This is a genomic window from Streptomyces sp. NPDC004327, from assembly GCF_042873935.1.
Classification (GTDB): Bacteria; Actinomycetota; Actinomycetes; order Streptomycetales; family Streptomycetaceae; genus Streptomyces.
Map to the genome: position 1 here is coordinate 358903 of NZ_JBIAME010000010.1, position 15988 is coordinate 374890.

Sequence of the window (15988 nt, forward strand, 5' to 3'; positions counted from 1 at the left end):
CGATTCGTGCGAAGCTGAGCATCATGAGCGTCGACACACCCCGCAGGATCGTGCTGCTTCGCCACGCCAAGGCCGACTGGCCCCAGGTCTCCGACCACGACCGCCCGCTCGCCGACCGAGGCCGCAAGGACGCCCCCGTCGCCGGCCGCAGGCTCGCGGACACGGGCATCGAGTTCGGCCTGGCCCTCTGCTCCACCGCGGCGCGCACCCGCGAGACCTGGAAGCTCGCGGTCCAGGAGATGCCCCACCGCCCCAGGACCGTGTACGAGGAGCGGATCTACGAGGCGTCGCCCGGCCAGCTCATCGCCGTGATCAACGAGACGCCCGAGGATGTGAACGACCTCCTGCTCATCGGTCACAACCCCGGCATGCACGGCCTCGCCGAGGTCCTCGCCGGCAGCTCCGAGGGTGACGCCCTCGCCCGGATGACCAGCAGCGGCTTCCCGACCTCGGCCTTCGCGGTCCTGACCTTCACCGGCTCCTGGAAGGCCGTCGAGCCCGGCGTGGCCAGCCTCGCCGACTACTGGGCCCCGCACGCCTGACCCACGGCGCGCCCGTACGCGCAGGGGCCCGGCCGTCACTCGACGGCCGGGCCCCTTCCCGTGACCCTGAGGGCCACCGGGGTCGTCAGTGCAGCAGCTCTCCCGTGCCGCCGTCCGCCGCCTCGACCTCCTCGCGGGTGATGCCCAGCAGATAGAGCACCGTGTCCAGGAACGGCACGTTCACCGCGGTGTCCGCCGCCCGGCGCACCACCGGCTTGGCGTTGAACGCGACACCGAGCCCCGCCGCGTTCAGCATGTCCAGGTCGTTGGCGCCGTCGCCGATCGCGACCGTCTGCTCCAGCGGCACCCCGGCCTCCTCGGCGAAGCGGCGCAGCAGACGCGCCTTGCCGGCCCGGTCCACGATCATCCCGGTGACCCGGCCGGTGAGCTTGCCGTCCTCGATCTCCAGGGTGTTGGCCTGGGCGAAGTCGAGGCCGAGCTTGTCCTTGAGGTCGTCGGTGACCTGCGTGAAGCCGCCGGAGACCACACCCACCTGGTAGCCGAGCCGCTTGAGCGTGCGGACCAGCGTCCGCGCCCCGGGCGTGAGCCGCACCTCGGCGCGGACCTTGTCCACCACCGACGCGTCCAGGCCCGCGAGCAGCGCCACCCGCGCGTGCAGCGACTGCTCGAAGTCCAGCTCGCCGCGCATGGCCGCCGCCGTCACCTCGGCGACCTTGTCCTCGCAGCCGGCGTGCGCCGCGAACAGCTCGATGACCTCGTCCTGGATGAGCGTCGAGTCGACGTCCATCACGACGAGCCGCTGGGCCCGGCGGTGCAGCCCCGCGGAGACCACGGCCACGTCGACGCCGACCGCGTGCGCCTCGGTGGCGAGCGCGGTGCGCAGCCGCTCCGTCTCACAGCCCGAGACGGCGAACTCGACCGCCGTCACCGGATACTTGGCGAGCCGGAAGATACGGTCGATGTTGCCGCCGACCTCGGCGATCCTGGCCGCTATGGCCGCCGTCTGCTCGGCGGTCAGCGGGTGCCCGAGCACGGTGACGTGCGAGCGGCCCTCGCCGCGCGGCCGGTTGTCACCGGTGCCCGAGATGATCTCGGCCTGCAGCTTCATGGACTCGGCCCAGCTGTGCACGGTCGCCCGCAGCTCGCCCTGCGTGGCGACGGTCGGCTCGGTGACGAGCGCGCACAGCACGAGCCGGCCGCGGGAGACGACCTGCTCGATGTCCACGACGTCGACGGAGTAGGCGGCGAGGGTGTCGAAGAGGCCGGCGGTGATCCCGGGGCGGTCCTTCCCGAAGATCTTGACCAGGAGAGTGGGGACGTCCGCGTCGGGGACGCCGGGAACGTCGGGGACGCCGGGAACGTCGGGAACGTCTGAGGTCTGCGATGCGCTCATGGTGCTTCCACCGTATCGGGCACCGGGTGCCACCGGATCTCCCGTCCCGCCTGACGGACACCCGCCCGGCCGCGCCCTTGCCGTCCGGCCGGGTCCGTGCGCGCGTGCGCAAGCTCTTCACGCGGCCCGACTTTCGGATCGGGGCTACGGCCTGAAATAGTTCCCACCGGATGTTCACCATCCCTGGGCTCCCGATGACGGGGGTGCATCGGGGGACAAGTAGTGGGGCATGGAGTGCCAGAACTCGTACTGGAATTGAATGGAAGGACCTGGACCCTCGATCCGTCCAGGTCGTACACCCTGGGCCGGGACCCTCAGGGTGACCTGGTGATCGACGACGCCAGGGTCTCGTGGCGACACGCCACCATCAGCTGGGGCGGCCGGAGTTGGGTCATCGAGGACCACGGCTCCACCAACGGCACGTTCGTGCAGGGCCAGCGGATCCACCACATGGAGATCGGCCCCGGCACGGCCGTCCACCTCGGCAACGCCACCGACGGCCCGCGGCTCAACCTCGCCGCCACCGGCGCCCAGGCCGCGCCGCAGGCCGTACCCCAGCAGCAGGCGCCGCACGCCGTGCAGCAGCCCGCGCACCAGGGGCTGCACCAGGAGGTCACCCACCAGGGCCCGCCGCAGCAACAGCAGCAGCCGCAGCCCGGCTGGCAGCAGCAGGCCCCGCCGCAGTTCCCGCACCAGCAGGCGGGCCCCGGCGGCCAGGGCGCGGCGCCGGCACAGGGCGACCGCAGCCCCACGACCTTCTACGAGATGACGCTCGGCCGCGTCATGCGCATCGGCCGTGCCCTCGAGAACGAGCTGGTCGTCTCCGACCTCCAGGTCTCGCGCAACCACGCCGAGTTCCACGCGACGCCCGACGGCCGCTTCGAGATCCGCGACCTCGGCTCGCACAACGGCACGTACGTCAACGGTCAGCCGATCCCCAAGGGCGGCACCGCCCTCCTCGGCCCGAACGACATCGTCGGCGTCGGTCACTCGACCTTCCGGATCGTCGGCAACCAGCTCGAGGAGTTCGTCGACACCGGCGACGTCTCGTTCTCGGCCCGTCACCTCACGGTGACCGTCGACGGCGGCAAGCAGATCCTCAAGGACGTCACCTTCGGCGTTCCCGAGAAGTCGCTCATCGGCGTCATCGGCCCCTCCGGCTCCGGCAAGTCGACCCTCCTCAAGGCGCTCACCGGCTACCGGCCCGCCGACCAGGGCGACGTCCTCTACGACAACCGCAGCCTCTACAAGCAGTTCGCCGAGCTGCGCCAGCGCATCGGTCTGGTCCCGCAGGACGACATCCTGCACAAGGAGCTGACCGTCCAGAAGGCGCTCAAGTACGCGGCCAAGCTCCGCTTCCCCGCGGACACCAGCGAGCAGGAGCGCGCCCAGCGCATCGGCGAGGTGCTGCGCGAGCTCAAGCTCGACATCCACAAGGAGAAGAAGGTCACCTCCCTCTCCGGTGGCCAGCGCAAGCGCGTCTCGGTGGCCCTGGAGCTGCTGACCAAGCCGTCGCTGATCTTCCTGGACGAGCCGACCTCCGGCCTCGACCCGGGCATGGACCGCGACGTCATGCAGCTGCTGCGCGGCCTCGCCGACGACGGCCGCACGGTCCTCGTCGTCACCCACTCGGTCGCCGAGCTGGGCCTGTGCGACAAGCTGCTCGTGATGGCGCCCGGCGGCTCGGTGGCGTACTTCGGCCCGCCGGAGGAGGCGCTGAACTTCTTCGGCTACTCCACCTGGGCCGACGTCTTCTCCGCCTTCGAGAACTACCGCGACTACGACTGGGCGGGCCGCTGGAAGGGCTCGCAGCACTACCAGATGTACGCGGCGGAGATCGACGCCGTCGCCGCGCAGCCGGTGCAGATGCCGCAGCAGGCCCAGCAGGCGATGACCAAGCCGCCCAAGCCGCAGGGCTGGGGCTCCCAGCTGTGGACCCTGATCCGCCGCTATGTGTCGGTGATCGCCTCGGACCGGGGCTTCCTGGCCCTGATGGTGATCCTGCCGGCCGTGCTCGGCGGCGTGTCCGTGGTCATCCCCGCCAAGTTCGGCCTGGGCGCGCCGGTGCTGCCGTCCCGCTTCAACGGGGCCGCCGGCACGATCATGCTGATCCTCACGGTCGGCATGTGCTTCTCCGGCGCCGCGAACTCGGTCCGTGAGCTGATCAAGGAACGGGTCATCTACGAACGGGAGCGCGCCACCGGCCTGTCCCGTTCGGCGTACCTGATGTCCAAGGTGATCGTCCTCGGCCTGATCACCGCCTTCCAGGGCGTGATCATCTGCGGCATCGGCTTCACCCCGCGCGACATGCCCACCGAGGGCCTGATCATGCCGCCGGCCGTCGAGCTGTGCCTGGTGATCATCGCGCTCGGCCTCGCCTCGATGATGGTGGGCCTGGTCATCTCCGCGCTGGTGAAGACCGCCGAGAAGACCATGCCGCTGCTCGTCATGTTCGCGATCGTCCAGGTCGTGTTCACCGGCGTCCTGTTCCAGGTGTTCAGCTCGCCGGGCCTGGAGCAGTTCGCCTGGCTCATGCCGTCCCGCTGGGGCATCGCCGGCGCCGCCACCACCCTGGACCTGTCGCACCTGATGGCGCCCTGGGACATGAAGAACCCGACCGACCTGGACCCGCTGTGGGAGCACAGCGCCGGGCAGTGGGGCTTCAACATCACGGTGCTGCTCGTCATGACCGCCGTCCTCGGCGTCCTGGTCGCGCGGTTGCTGCGCCGCCACGAGCCCGAGGTCATGCGCAAGTGACGCGGTCCCAGGCAACGCCCTGAAGGGCGGCACCCCTGCACGGGGTGCCGCCCTTCGGCGTCGCGGAGGAACCCCTGGGGGTCTTCCGGCCGGCTCAGTACGCGCTGTTGACGTTGTCGATCGTGCCGTAGCGGTCGGCCGCGTAGTTGCAGGCGGCGACGATGTTGGCGACCGGGTCGTACTGGTCGAACTTGGTGCCGGGGATGTGGTACGTCTTGAAGGTCGGGTAGATCACCTGGAGCAGGCCCTTGGAGGGGACGCCGTTGATGGCGTTGATGTCCCAGTTGTTGATCGCGAACGGGTTGCCGCTCGACTCGCGCATCACGTTCCGGTAGATGCCGTTGTAGGTACCCGGAATGTTGTGCTTGTCCATGATGTACAGGGACTCGCGGATCCAGCCGTCGAGGTTGTTCGCGAAGACGGGCTTGCGGACCGTGGAACGGTTCGCGGCGGCCTTCTGCGCGGCGCGCTTCCTGGCGTCGGCCTCGGCCTTCTTCTTCGCCTCGGCCTTCTTCTCGGCCTCCGCCTTCTTCTTCGCCTCGGCGGCCTTCGCGGCCTTCGCGGCGGCGGCGGCCTTGGCCTTGGCGTCGGCCTCCTGCTTCGCCTTGAGGGCGAAGGTCGAGCTCTGCTCGTTGAGGCTGGAGGCGAGCGCCTTGGCCTGCGGGCTGTTGGCGTCGTACGACCAGGCGACCTGCTGGGTGTTCGCGAGGGCCTGCGGCTCGGTCTGGGTGGAGCCGTTGCTGCCCGGGACGAGGGTGAAGCCCAGCGCGGCGGCGCTCAGAGCGGCGACACCGGCGATGGCGGCCTTGTGGGTCTTCTTGAGACCACGACTGTGGCCAGGGGTGTTCGCAGACATGCAGGAATACCTCTTCGAATCGCAGGGGGTCGCTCAGGCCGGGGGCGGCGCTGCGCCTCGCATCGGCGGCGACGGACGCAATTCTTAGCGGCAGCAAAATCCTGTGGCAAAGGTGTGACGTACGATCCCGGGTAGTGGATCAGGGGCCCCACGGGAGCGCGCCGGAACCACATCTGGACCGGTTAGGTCCGGATTAATCCGGCATTTACGCGTCCACTAGGGGGATTCGTAAGTGATGTGGGTCCTATGCGCGGGCTCACATCGGCCACGTAACAAGCTCACCGGCGGTTGCGTGAGCAATGCGCACGGTGAGGTGCCCCGGGAACGATCCGCGAGACCGGCCCTAGGTCCCTGGTCCCGGTCCCCGGGACCCGGTGCGCCGCCGTCCGCGGACGGATACGGACCGTCACACCCCGCCGGTACGGTGATTCCATGACCCACCGACCGAGCTCGGGCCTGGCCGCCGTGAGCAGCGCGCTCCTCGCGATGAACCGCCAGATGGAGGTCCGCGACGTCCTCAAGACGATCGTCGCCTCCGCCCGCGAGCTCCTCGACGCCGAGTACGCGGCGCTGGGCGTCCCCGACGACCACGGGGGCTTCGCCCAGTTCGTCGTCGACGGCGTCAGCGACGACGTGTGGCGCGCCATCGGCCCGCTGCCCCGCCAGCACGGCATCCTCGCGGCCATGCTCGACAAGGCCGAGCCCGAGCGGCTCGGCGACGTCCGCAAGGACCCCCGCTTCGAGGGCTGGCCCGCCGCCCACCCCGAGATGTCGGACTTCCTCGGCCTGCCCGTCCGCGACGGCGACGAGACCCTGGCCGCCCTCTTCCTCGCCAACAAGCGCTGCCCCAAGCCCGAGGGCAGCTGCGGCTTCACCGCCGAGGACGAGGAGCTGCTCACCCTCCTCGCCCAGCACGCCGCCATCGCCCTCACCAACGCCCGGCTCTACGAGCGCAGCCGCGAGCTCACCATCGCCGAGGAGCGCTCCCGCCTCGCCCACGAGCTGCACGACGCCGTCAGCCAGAAGCTGTTCTCGCTCCGGCTCACCGCCCAGGCCGCCGCCGCCCTCGTCGACCGCGACCCCGCCCGCGCCAAGGGCGAGCTCCAGCAGGTCGCCGAGCTCGCCGCCGAGGCCGCCGACGAGCTGCGGGCCGCCGTCGTCGAGCTGCGCCCCGCCGCCCTCGACGAGGACGGCCTCGTCCACACCCTGCGCACCCAGATCCAGGTCCTCGACCGCGCCCACTCCGCCCGCGTCACCTTCGACGCCACCGGCATACGGGCGCTGCCGGCCGCCCAGGAGGAGGCCGTGCTCCGCGTCGCCCAGGAGGCCCTGCACAACGCGCTGCGGCACTCCGGCGCCGGCCTGGTCACCGTCGCCCTCGCCCGCAGCGGCCAGGGCGCGCGACTGACCGTCGCCGACGACGGCAAGGGCTTCGACCCCACCACCGTCCGCAGCGCCGGCCGCCACCTCGGCCTGGTCTCCATGCGCGACCGGGCCGCCGGCGTCGGCGGCGCACTGAGCGTGACCTCGGCCCCGGGGCACGGCACCACGATCGAGATGGAGGTCCCCGGTGGCTGAGGAGAAGAGGAGCGGCGCGGAGCGCGGCGACAGAAGGACGGCCGTGGGGGAGGGGAAGGCGATCCGGGTCCTGCTCGTCGACGACCACCAGGTCGTCCGCCGCGGTCTGCGCACCTTCCTGGAGGTCCAGGACGACATAGAAGTGGTGGGGGAGGCGTCCGACGGCGCCGAGGGCGTGGCCCGCGCCGAGGAGCTGCGGCCCGACGTCGTCCTCATGGACGTCAAGATGCCCGGCACCGACGGCATCGAGGCGCTGAAGAGGCTGCGCGAGCTCGGCAACCCGGCCCGCGTCCTCGTCGTCACCAGCTTCACCGAGCAGCGCACGGTCGTCCCCGCGCTGCGCGCCGGCGCGAGCGGATACGTCTACAAGGACATCGACCCCGACGCCCTCGCCGGCGCCATCCGCTCCGTCCACGCCGGACACGTCCTGCTCCAGCCCGAGGTCGCCGAGGCGCTCCTCAGCCAGGACGACCACGGCCAGGGCGGCGGCACGGGCCGCGGCACCACGCTGACCGAGCGGGAGCGGGAGGTGCTCGGCCTGATCGCGGACGGCCGCTCCAACCGGGAGATCGCCCGTGCGCTCGTCCTCTCCGAGAAGACCGTCAAGACGCACGTCTCGAACATCCTGATGAAGCTGGACCTCGCCGACCGCACTCAGGCGGCTCTCTGGGCCGTACGGCACGGCCTGACCACGTGACCCTCCCGGGGCACGGCCGTTCACCTCTTCATACAGTCGGGTGTATGTCCCCCACATGGCGTAACCGGGCGGGAGTGGCGACGTTCTTCATGGCATGCCGCGGCGGACCGGCCGCGGCGATCACCAGGAGGAACCTCTCGTGAACAACCTCAAGAAGGCCGCCGCCCTCACCATGGTCGCCGGTGGCATCCTCGCCGCCGGAGCCGGCGTCGCCTCCGCCCACGGCGGCGCGGACGCCCAGGGCCGGGCCGTCCACTCGCCGGGCGTCGCCTCCGGCAACGTGGTGCAGGTCCCGGTCCACGTCCCCGTGAACGTCTCCGGCAACACGATCAACGTGATCGGCCTGCTCAACCCGGCCTTCGGCAACGACGCCGCCAACTTCTGACGGCCGCCGCCCCCAGAACTCCCGGCCCCCGGACGATCCCCCAGGGGCCGGGCCCGTTCCGCCGGCGCACTCCTCGCACCGCCGACGCCGCGCGCCTCCCGGGCCACCGATCGCCGTGCGCGTCCGGGCCACCGATCGCCCGGCGCCGTGACAACGTGACACCGGTGGCCTCGCGACGGGCGCCCGCCGGCTGCTGCCCGGCTTCCGTGCCCACCGCTGCCCGGCGACCGTACCCGGCCCCCGTACCCGGCCTCTGCCCCGCGCCCGTACCCGACCACCGCCCCGCGCCCCGAGCGGACCCTAGAAGCGGTCCCGCTCCCTCTCCTCCACATACGCGTTGTACGCGGCGACCTGCGCCCGCCGCGCCGTCCGCTCCACCGGCCGCAGCGCCGCCCCCCGCGCCGCCATCTCGGCCGCGCTCACCGCGCCGCCGTGCCCGTGGTCGTACGCCAGGTCGACAAGGAGACCGATGCGCTGGGCCAGCTCCAGGACCCGGACCGCGCGCGGGGGATAACCGGGGGCGAGGATCTCGCGGCCGGCCTCGGCGCGGGCACGGTAGGCGTCACGGGCCGCGTCGGCGGCCGGACCCGAAGCCGCCACGTCGAGCCGGGTGAGCACCGTCGTCGCCTCGCGCAGCGCCTCCGCGAGCTCCCGCTCCGCCTCGCCGAGCGACGGCACGTCCGCCGGCGGCGCCTGGCGCACCGGCAGACAGTGCCAGACGACCTCCACGTGCACATCGCCCTTCGGCCCCGCCTCCGAGACCTCCGGCACCAGACCGTACGGCGCGCCGAAACCGACCGCCGCCTCCTCCGCGTCGAGCGCCCGCGCGTTGAACTCCGGCGGACCGCTCAGCCCCAGCGGATGTCCCGGCGCCGGCAGCGCCACCCGCCACCCGGTCACCCCGAGCCGCCGCAGCCGCCCGAGCGCCAGCGTCAGGCCCACGGGCCCCGCCTCACCCGGCAGCCCCGCCACGCGGTGCACCGCGTCCTCCCCGACAATCGCGAGCGCCGCGTCGTCCGGCGACACCGCACCGGCCAGCAGGGCATTGCCCCAGGCGGCCAGACGTCCTGAGCGTGGTTCCGAAAGCATGCCCCCAAGACTAGGGACTCCCGGCACCCCCCACGGCGCAAACCCGGCCCCGACCGAGCCCCCAGGGCCAGGCACGGCCCGCCGGTGGCGTAGGTTTTCCCTGGACGCCACGCCCACCGGCGCACGGCGACGACCGAACTCGACCACAAGGGGAGACAACGCGCTCATGAGCGATGTACTGGAGCTGGTGGACGTATCCGTGGTCCGCGACGGACGGGCTCTGGTGGACGAGGTCTCCTGGTCGGTCAAGGAGGGCGAGCGCTGGGTCATCCTCGGACCCAACGGCGCCGGCAAGACCACCCTGCTCAACATCGCCTCCAGCTACCTCTTCCCGACCAAGGGCAGCGCCACCGTCCTCGGCGAGCGCCTCGGCGGCGTCGGCACCGACGTCTTCGACCTGCGCCCGCGCATCGGCGTGGCCGGCATCGCCATGGCGGAGAAGCTCCCCAAGCGCCAGACCGTCCTGCAGACCGTCCTCACCGCCGCGTACGGCATGACCGCCACCTGGCACGAGGACTACGACCCGGTCGACGAGGAGCGCGCCAAGGCGTTCCTCGACCGCCTCGGCATGAGCGACTACCTGGACCGCAGGTTCGGCACCCTCTCCGAGGGCGAGCGCAAGCGCACCCTCATCGCCCGCGCGATGATGACCGACCCCGAGCTGCTGCTCCTCGACGAGCCCGCCGCCGGCCTCGACCTCGGCGGCCGCGAGGACCTGGTCCGCCGCCTCGGCCGGCTCGCCCGCGACCCCATCGCCCCCTCGATGATCATGGTGACCCACCACGTCGAGGAGATCGCCCCCGGCTTCACCCACGTCCTGATGATCCGCCAGGGCAAGGTCCTCGCCGCCGGCCCGATGGAGACCGAGCTGACCTCCCGCAACCTCTCCCGCTGCTTCGGCCTCCCGCTCGTCGTCGAGCGCAACGGCGAGCGCTACACCGCCACGGGCCTGCCGCTCAAGTAGCCCCGCGGGCGCCGGGTCCGCACAGCTGCGGCGCCCTGTCACGTACGACCCCACCGCCCTACCATGACCATGTGGACATCGACGCATGGATCTGGTGGCTGATCGGCGCGGTGGGGCTCGGCATCCCCCTCGTCCTCACCGCGATGCCGGAGTTCGGCATGCTCGCCGTCGGCGCGGTGGCCGGAGCGGTGACCGCCGCCCTCGGCTTCGGCGTCGTCTCCCAAGTGGTCGTCTTCGCCGTGGTCTCCGTCGCGCTCATCGCCGTGGTCCGCCCCCTCGCGGCCCGCCACCAAGGCGACCGGCCGCGGCTCGCCACCGGCATCGACGCCCTGAAGGGCCGTCAGGCCGTCGTCCTGGAACGGGTCGACGGCAGCGGAGGCCGCATCAAGCTGGCCGGCGAGGTCTGGTCCGCCCGCACCCTCGACTCGGGCCAGAGCTTCGAACCCGGCGAACAGGTCGACGTCGTCGACATCGACGGCGCGACCGCCGTCGTCATGTGACGGGACGGGGGGACCCAAGTGACCGAACCTCGCCCATGACGCTCCGCGGTCTGCGAAACTCGATCTTCGAGATCATCATCTGGTCATCAATCCGGCAGCGAAGGGCACGGGGAACACGATGTCAGCCATCATCATCGTCCTGATCATTCTGGTGGTGCTCGTCTTCATCGCCCTGATCAAGACGATCCAGGTCATCCCGCAGGCCAGCGCCGCCATCGTCGAGCGCTTCGGCCGCTACACCCGCACCCTCAACGCCGGACTGAACATCGTCGTCCCGTTCATCGACCGGATCCGCAACCGGATCGACCTGCGCGAACAGGTCGTCCCGTTCCCGCCCCAGCCGGTGATCACCCAGGACAACCTGGTCGTCAACATCGACACCGTCATCTACTACCAGGTGACCGACGCCCGCGCCGCCACCTACGAGGTCGCCAGCTACATCCAGGCCATCGAGCAGCTCACCGTCACCACCCTGCGCAACATCATCGGCGGCATGGACCTGGAGCGGACCCTCACCTCCCGCGAGGAGATCAACGCGGCCCTGCGCGGCGTCCTCGACGAGGCCACCGGCAAGTGGGGCATCCGCGTCAACCGCGTCGAGCTCAAGGCCATCGAGCCGCCGACCTCCATCCAGGACTCGATGGAGAAGCAGATGCGCGCCGACCGCGACAAGCGCGCCGCCATCCTCACCGCCGAGGGCATCCGGCAGTCCCAGATCCTCACCGCCGAGGGCGAGAAGCAGTCCGCGATCCTGCGCGCCGAGGGCGAGTCCAAGGCCGCCGCGCTCCGGGCCGAGGGCGAGGCCCAGGCCGTACGGACGGTCTTCGAGGCCATCCACGCCGGCGACCCGGACCAGAAGCTGCTCTCCTACCAGTACCTCCAGATGCTCCCGAAGATCGCCGAGGGCGACGCCAACAAGCTCTGGATCGTGCCCAGCGAGATCGGCGACGCCCTCAAGGGCCTCTCCGGCGCCCTCGGCAACGTCGCCCCCGGCGCCCCCGGCTTCAACACCAAGAGCGCCCCGCCCGCCGACGGCCCCGCGCGCCGCGAAGAGCCCACCGTCGACTGAGGGTTGGGCCGCCGGATCCGCGTTGGGTGACACGTACACGTAACCCGGATCCTGGTGCATGATCAGTGCGAGCCCCTCGACTCCGCCGCAACGGAGCGGGGAGGCGACTCACTGACCCCTTAAGGAGATGGCGTTGTCCATCTGGGAAGCACTGGCAGTCTTCGGCGCCGGCACCGCCGCCGGCGCCATCAACACGATCGTCGGATCGGGCACCCTCATCACGTTCCCGGTCCTGCTCGCCGCCGGCCTGCCGCCGGTCACCGCGAACGTCTCCAACACCCTCGGCCTCGTCTCCGGCTCCGTCAGCGGCGCCATCGGCTACCGCAGCGAACTCAAGGGCCAGCGGGCCCGGATCCTCCGCCTCGGCGGCGTCACCCTCGTCGGCGGACTCGTCGGCGCGATCCTGCTCCTCGCCCTGCCGTCCGACGCCTTCGACGCGATCGTCCCCGTCCTCATCGGCCTCGCCCTGGTCCTCGTCGTCCTCCAGCCCCGCATCGCCGCCGCCGTCCAGCGCCGCCGCGAGGCCGCCGGCACCGAGGCCCACCCGAACGGCGGCCCGGTCCTCCTCGTCGGACTCTTCCTCGCCAGCGTGTACGGCGGCTACTTCGGCGCCGCCCAGGGCGTCCTCTACCTCTCCCTGATGGGCCTGCTGCTCCACGACAGCCTGCAGCGCATCAACGCCGTCAAGAACATCCTCGGCGCCGTCGTCAACGGCATCGCCGCCGTCTTCTTCCTCTTCGTCGCCGACTTCGACTGGACCGCCGTCCTGCTCATCGCCGTCGGCTCCACCATCGGCGGCCAGATCGGCGCCAAGATCGGCAAGCGGCTCTCGCCCACCGTCCTGCGCGGCGTCATCATCGCCGTGGGCATCGTCGCGATCCTCCAACTCACCCTGAGGTAACCCGCACACGACCGCGGGCCCACTCCCCGCGAAGGGAGTGGGCCCGCACGTCTGTGTCCCGGCTTCATGCGCCCGGCTTCATGCGCCCGGCTTCATGCGCCCGGCTTCATGCGCCCGGCTTCATGCGCCCGGCTTCATGCGCCCGGCTCATGTCCCGGCTTCATGCGCCCGGCTTCACGCCGCCTGCGCGGCCAGCCACTCCGGCAGCTCCGAGCGCTCCGCCGCCTTCAGCGCGAGCAGCATCGCGTCCTGCGGCGTCGGCACGAACGGCTGGTGCAGCAGCGGCATCCCCGCCTGCTCCGGCGTCCGGTCCGCCTTGCGGTGGTTGTCCTCCGCGCACGAGGCGACCGTGTTCAGCCAGTGGTCCCCACCGCCCTGCGCCCGCGGCACCACATGGTCCACCGTCGTGGCACGCTTCCCGCAGTACGCGCACCGGTGTTGGTCCCGGACCAGCACACCCCGCCTCGACCACGGAGCCTGTCTTCGGAACGGCACCCGAACGAAACGGCAGAGCCTGATCACCCGTGGCACCGGCATGTCCACGGCCGCAGCCCGCACCCGCAGCCCGGGGTGCTCCTGCTCCACGACGGCCTTGTCCTGCAGGACAAGCACCACCGCACGGTTGAGTGTGACCGTCGAAAGCGGCTCGAAGCTCGCGTTCAGTACCAGCGTGTCCCGCATTGTGCCCACCTCCCGTGTGCCGGCCCAGCCCCCCTCGTGGAGCTCCGGGCTTGGATCAACTCTGGCCGGGCGCGCCGGGTAGGACAACGCAATATCTGCGCAAAGAAAGATGCCCGCTTCTGATCTCTCCAAGACCAGAAGCGGGCAAACAACAAACGAATCTTCTAAGCGGGGTTCTCGTACTCACCCACGAGCTGCGCCCGCCCCAGCGTGTGGAAGCGCAGATTGAAGCCGACCGCGGCCGGCGAGGCGTCGGCATCCGGACCGAGCTTCTCCTGGTCCACCGCGTACACCGTGAACACGTAGCGGTGCGGCCCGTCCCCCTTCGGCGGGGCGGCCCCGCCGAAGTCCTTGGAGCCGTAGTCGTTACGGGCGTGCACGGCACCCGCCGGCAGACCCTCGAACGACCCCGAGGCCGCGCCCGCGGGCAGCTCCGTCACCGACGCCGGGATGTCGAACAGCACCCAGTGCCAGAACCCGCTGCCGGTCGGCGCGTCCGGGTCGAAGCACGTCACCGCGAAGCTCTTCGTCTCCGCCGGGAACCCCTCCCAGCGCAGCTGCGGCGACGTGTTCCCCGCCGCGTACACCTGAGCGTCCTTCAGCACACCGCCCTCGACGACGTCGTCGCTCACCACCGTGAACGACGCCACCTCCGGGTGGAAGTCATGGGGAAGCGGTGCCCTCTTGCCCTCGGCCACGTCTGAACCTCCGTATCGCTGAACGGCCTTACGAGGCCGAGCCTAGAACCAGTTGCGGCGACCGCCGACCTCGGCGAGCCACTGGTTCAGGTACGCCGCCCAGTCGGTCGTGTGGAAGTCGTGCAGCCCCACCTGGAAGGCGCGGTACGAGTCGCTGCCCTCGGTGAACAGACCCGGCTTCTTGTCCATCTCCAGGACGACGTCCATCGCCCGGTCGTCCGCGACGAAGCTGACCTCGACCTGGTTCAGGCCCCGGTACTGCGACGGCGCGAAGAACTCGATCTCCTGGTAGAACGGCAGCCGCTGCCGCGTCCCGCGGATGTGCCCGCGCTCCATGTCCGCGTTCTTGAAGCGGAAGCCCAGCTGGATGAAGGCGTCCAGGATCGCCTGCTGCGCCGGCAGCGGGTGCACGTTGATCGGGTCCAGGTCACCGGAGTCCACGGCACGGGCGATCTCCAGCTCCGTCTTCACCCCGATGTGCATCCCGCGCAGCTGCTGCCCGGCGATCGCGGTGACCGGCGTCTCCCACGGGATCTCCAGACCGAACGGCACCACGTGCACCGCGCCGGCCTGCACCTCGAACGCCCCGCCGAGCCGCACCTTCACGAACTCGATGTCCTGCTTGTACTCCGAGTCGCCGCTCTCGACCTCGACACGGGCCTGCAGACCGACGGACAGCCCCTCGATCTGCTGGGCCACCGAACCGCCCTGGATCCGCACCTCACCCTGGACGACGCCACCCGGGACGACGTTCTCCTCGGTGAGCACGGTCTCCACCGAAGCGCCACCGGCTCCCAGGCTCGCGAGCAGCTTCTTGAACCCCATGGAACGACTCCTTCTCTCTGTGCTCTCTGTACCGCGTCGGAATTGCGCCAGACCTGCGCTGTCCTGACCCCTACATACGCCCGACGACCGTAGCCGGTTCCCCGCCCCTCCCCACTACGCTCGGACGCCATGAGCGAGAGCCCCGACCGTATGCCGCTCCCGCGGAGCTTCTTCGACCGTCCGGTCCTGGAGGTCGCCCCCGATCTCCTCGGCCGCACGCTGGTACGGAACTCCCCGGACGGCCGTATCGAGCTCCGCCTCACCGAGGTGGAGGCGTACGCCGGCGCGATCGACCCCGGCTCGCACGCCTTCCGCGGCCGGACGGCCCGCAACGCCGTCATGTTCGGCCCGCCGGGACACGCCTACGTTTATTTCACCTACGGCATGTGGCACTGCCTGAATCTGGTGTGCGGCCCCGAGGGGGAGGCCAGCGGAGTGCTGCTCCGCGCGGGCGAAATCCTGAAGGGCGCGGAGCAGGCCCGAAAGCGCCGGCTCTCCGCGCGTTACGACTCCGAGCTCGCGAAAGGCCCGGCGCGCCTCGCCACCGCGCTCGACGTCGCCCGCACCCTGAACGGCACCGACGCCTGCGCAGGTGAGGACGCCCCTCTCGGCATCCTCCACGGAACCCCGCCCGCCCCCGACCTCATCCGCAGCGGCCCCCGCACGGGCGTCGGCGGCGACGGCGCCCCGCATCCCTGGCGCTTCTGGATCGACGGCGACCACACCGTGAGCCCCTATCGCGCCCACACACCAAGGAAGCGCTCGGCTTGACTCGGCCGCCGGCGGGCGCGTAACGTGGCCCGAGCCGCTTGAGACGGGCAGTGCTTACTCAAGCCTCCCGGAGCGGCCACTCACTCACTGACAACGGATCCCAACGGGGCCTATTTCGGCATGCCGAAATCTGTTCCTCATGGCTCGATTATGAGTCGCCAGGGAAATCCGCTAAAGTAGTGGACACGCCGGAAGGCCCCGAAAGAAACGACGAAAGTCGAGAAAGCGGGACCGGAAAGCACCGAGGAAATCGGATCGGAAAGATCTGATAGAGTCGGAAACGAAGGAAGCGCCCGGAGGAAAGCCCGCGAGGGTCGGTAC

Annotated in this window: 16 protein-coding genes; 10 read left to right on the top strand and 6 right to left on the bottom strand. The window is 70.9% G+C overall.

What is annotated here, in order from left to right; translation table 11 throughout:
* Window positions 1-23: 23 nt before the first annotated feature.
* A complete protein-coding gene (locus ACFYU9_RS31685) occupies window positions 24-542 on the top strand; it encodes a SixA phosphatase family protein (RefSeq protein WP_389216917.1) in 519 nt (172 codons plus the stop codon).
* 85 nt (window positions 543-627) lie between these two features.
* On the opposite strand, the gene serB is transcribed toward ACFYU9_RS31685, so the two are convergent.
* Window positions 628-1896, bottom strand: coding sequence for a phosphoserine phosphatase SerB (serB, locus tag ACFYU9_RS31690; RefSeq protein ID WP_389347052.1), 1269 nt, complete (start codon window positions 1894-1896; stop codon window positions 628-630).
* Window positions 1897-2118: 222 nt separating this feature from the next.
* On the opposite strand from serB, the gene ACFYU9_RS31695 reads away from it, so the two are divergent.
* Window positions 2119-4653 carry an FHA domain-containing protein gene (locus ACFYU9_RS31695; protein ID WP_389347054.1) on the top strand — a complete coding sequence of 845 codons (2535 nt, stop codon included), beginning with the start codon at window positions 2119-2121 and terminating at the stop codon, window positions 4651-4653.
* A gap of 94 nt (window positions 4654-4747) precedes the next feature.
* Here the strand turns inward: ACFYU9_RS31695 and ACFYU9_RS31700 are convergent, their stop codons facing one another.
* Entirely contained in the window at window positions 4748-5509 is a 762-nt protein-coding gene (locus tag ACFYU9_RS31700) for a transglycosylase SLT domain-containing protein (RefSeq protein WP_389216926.1), read from the bottom strand.
* Between the two features lie 432 nt (window positions 5510-5941).
* On the opposite strand from ACFYU9_RS31700, the gene ACFYU9_RS31705 reads away from it, so the two are divergent.
* The 3 genes from ACFYU9_RS31705 to ACFYU9_RS31715 all read left to right on the top strand — a co-directional run bounded on the left by ACFYU9_RS31705 (window position 5942) and on the right by ACFYU9_RS31715 (window position 8169).
* Window positions 5942-7087, top strand: coding sequence for a GAF domain-containing sensor histidine kinase (locus ACFYU9_RS31705; protein ID WP_389347056.1), 1146 nt, complete (start codon window positions 5942-5944; stop codon window positions 7085-7087).
* Window positions 7088-7130: 43 nt separating this feature from the next.
* The gene (locus ACFYU9_RS31710) at window positions 7131-7784 is read left to right on the top strand and encodes a response regulator (RefSeq protein ID WP_389347079.1); all 654 of its coding nucleotides are present in this window, start codon (window positions 7131-7133) and stop codon (window positions 7782-7784) included.
* Between the two features lie 139 nt (window positions 7785-7923).
* Entirely contained in the window at window positions 7924-8169 is a 246-nt protein-coding gene (locus ACFYU9_RS31715) for a chaplin (RefSeq protein WP_389216932.1), read from the top strand.
* 300 nt (window positions 8170-8469) lie between these two features.
* Here the strand turns inward: ACFYU9_RS31715 and ACFYU9_RS31720 are convergent, their stop codons facing one another.
* Window positions 8470-9258 carry a hypothetical protein gene (locus ACFYU9_RS31720; protein ID WP_389216935.1) on the bottom strand — a complete coding sequence of 263 codons (789 nt, stop codon included), beginning with the start codon at window positions 9256-9258 and terminating at the stop codon, window positions 8470-8472.
* A 166-nt stretch (window positions 9259-9424) separates the two neighbouring features.
* Here ACFYU9_RS31720 and ACFYU9_RS31725 point away from each other — a divergent pair, with 166 nt between their 5' ends.
* From ACFYU9_RS31725 to ACFYU9_RS31740, 4 genes are all read left to right on the top strand, one after another.
* Window positions 9425-10222, top strand: a complete 798-nt coding sequence (locus tag ACFYU9_RS31725) for an ABC transporter ATP-binding protein (protein WP_389216938.1) — start codon at window positions 9425-9427, stop codon at window positions 10220-10222.
* Between the two features lie 71 nt (window positions 10223-10293).
* Window positions 10294-10722 carry an NfeD family protein gene (locus ACFYU9_RS31730; RefSeq protein ID WP_389216941.1) on the top strand — a complete coding sequence of 143 codons (429 nt, stop codon included), beginning with the start codon at window positions 10294-10296 and terminating at the stop codon, window positions 10720-10722.
* 118 nt (window positions 10723-10840) lie between these two features.
* The gene (locus ACFYU9_RS31735) at window positions 10841-11791 is read left to right on the top strand and encodes an SPFH domain-containing protein (protein WP_389216944.1); all 951 of its coding nucleotides are present in this window, start codon (window positions 10841-10843) and stop codon (window positions 11789-11791) included.
* A gap of 127 nt (window positions 11792-11918) precedes the next feature.
* Window positions 11919-12692, top strand: coding sequence for a sulfite exporter TauE/SafE family protein (locus ACFYU9_RS31740; RefSeq protein WP_389216947.1), 774 nt, complete (start codon window positions 11919-11921; stop codon window positions 12690-12692).
* Window positions 12693-12866: 174 nt separating this feature from the next.
* Here ACFYU9_RS31740 and ACFYU9_RS31745 read toward each other — a convergent pair whose 3' ends face one another.
* From ACFYU9_RS31745 to ACFYU9_RS31755, 3 genes are all read right to left on the bottom strand, one after another.
* On the bottom strand, window positions 12867-13373 hold the full coding sequence (locus ACFYU9_RS31745; RefSeq protein WP_389347058.1) for an HNH endonuclease: 507 nt from the start codon (window positions 13371-13373) through the stop codon (window positions 12867-12869).
* A 164-nt stretch (window positions 13374-13537) separates the two neighbouring features.
* Window positions 13538-14071, bottom strand: coding sequence for a YbhB/YbcL family Raf kinase inhibitor-like protein (locus ACFYU9_RS31750; protein ID WP_389216953.1), 534 nt, complete (start codon window positions 14069-14071; stop codon window positions 13538-13540).
* Between the two features lie 42 nt (window positions 14072-14113).
* A complete protein-coding gene (locus ACFYU9_RS31755; protein ID WP_389216957.1) occupies window positions 14114-14896 on the bottom strand; it encodes a sporulation protein in 783 nt (260 codons plus the stop codon).
* A 129-nt stretch (window positions 14897-15025) separates the two neighbouring features.
* Here ACFYU9_RS31755 and ACFYU9_RS31760 point away from each other — a divergent pair, with 129 nt between their 5' ends.
* Complete coding sequence (locus ACFYU9_RS31760) at window positions 15026-15667, top strand: DNA-3-methyladenine glycosylase (protein ID WP_389216960.1); 642 nt, start codon at window positions 15026-15028, stop codon at window positions 15665-15667.
* Window positions 15668-15988: the final 321 nt, after the last annotated feature.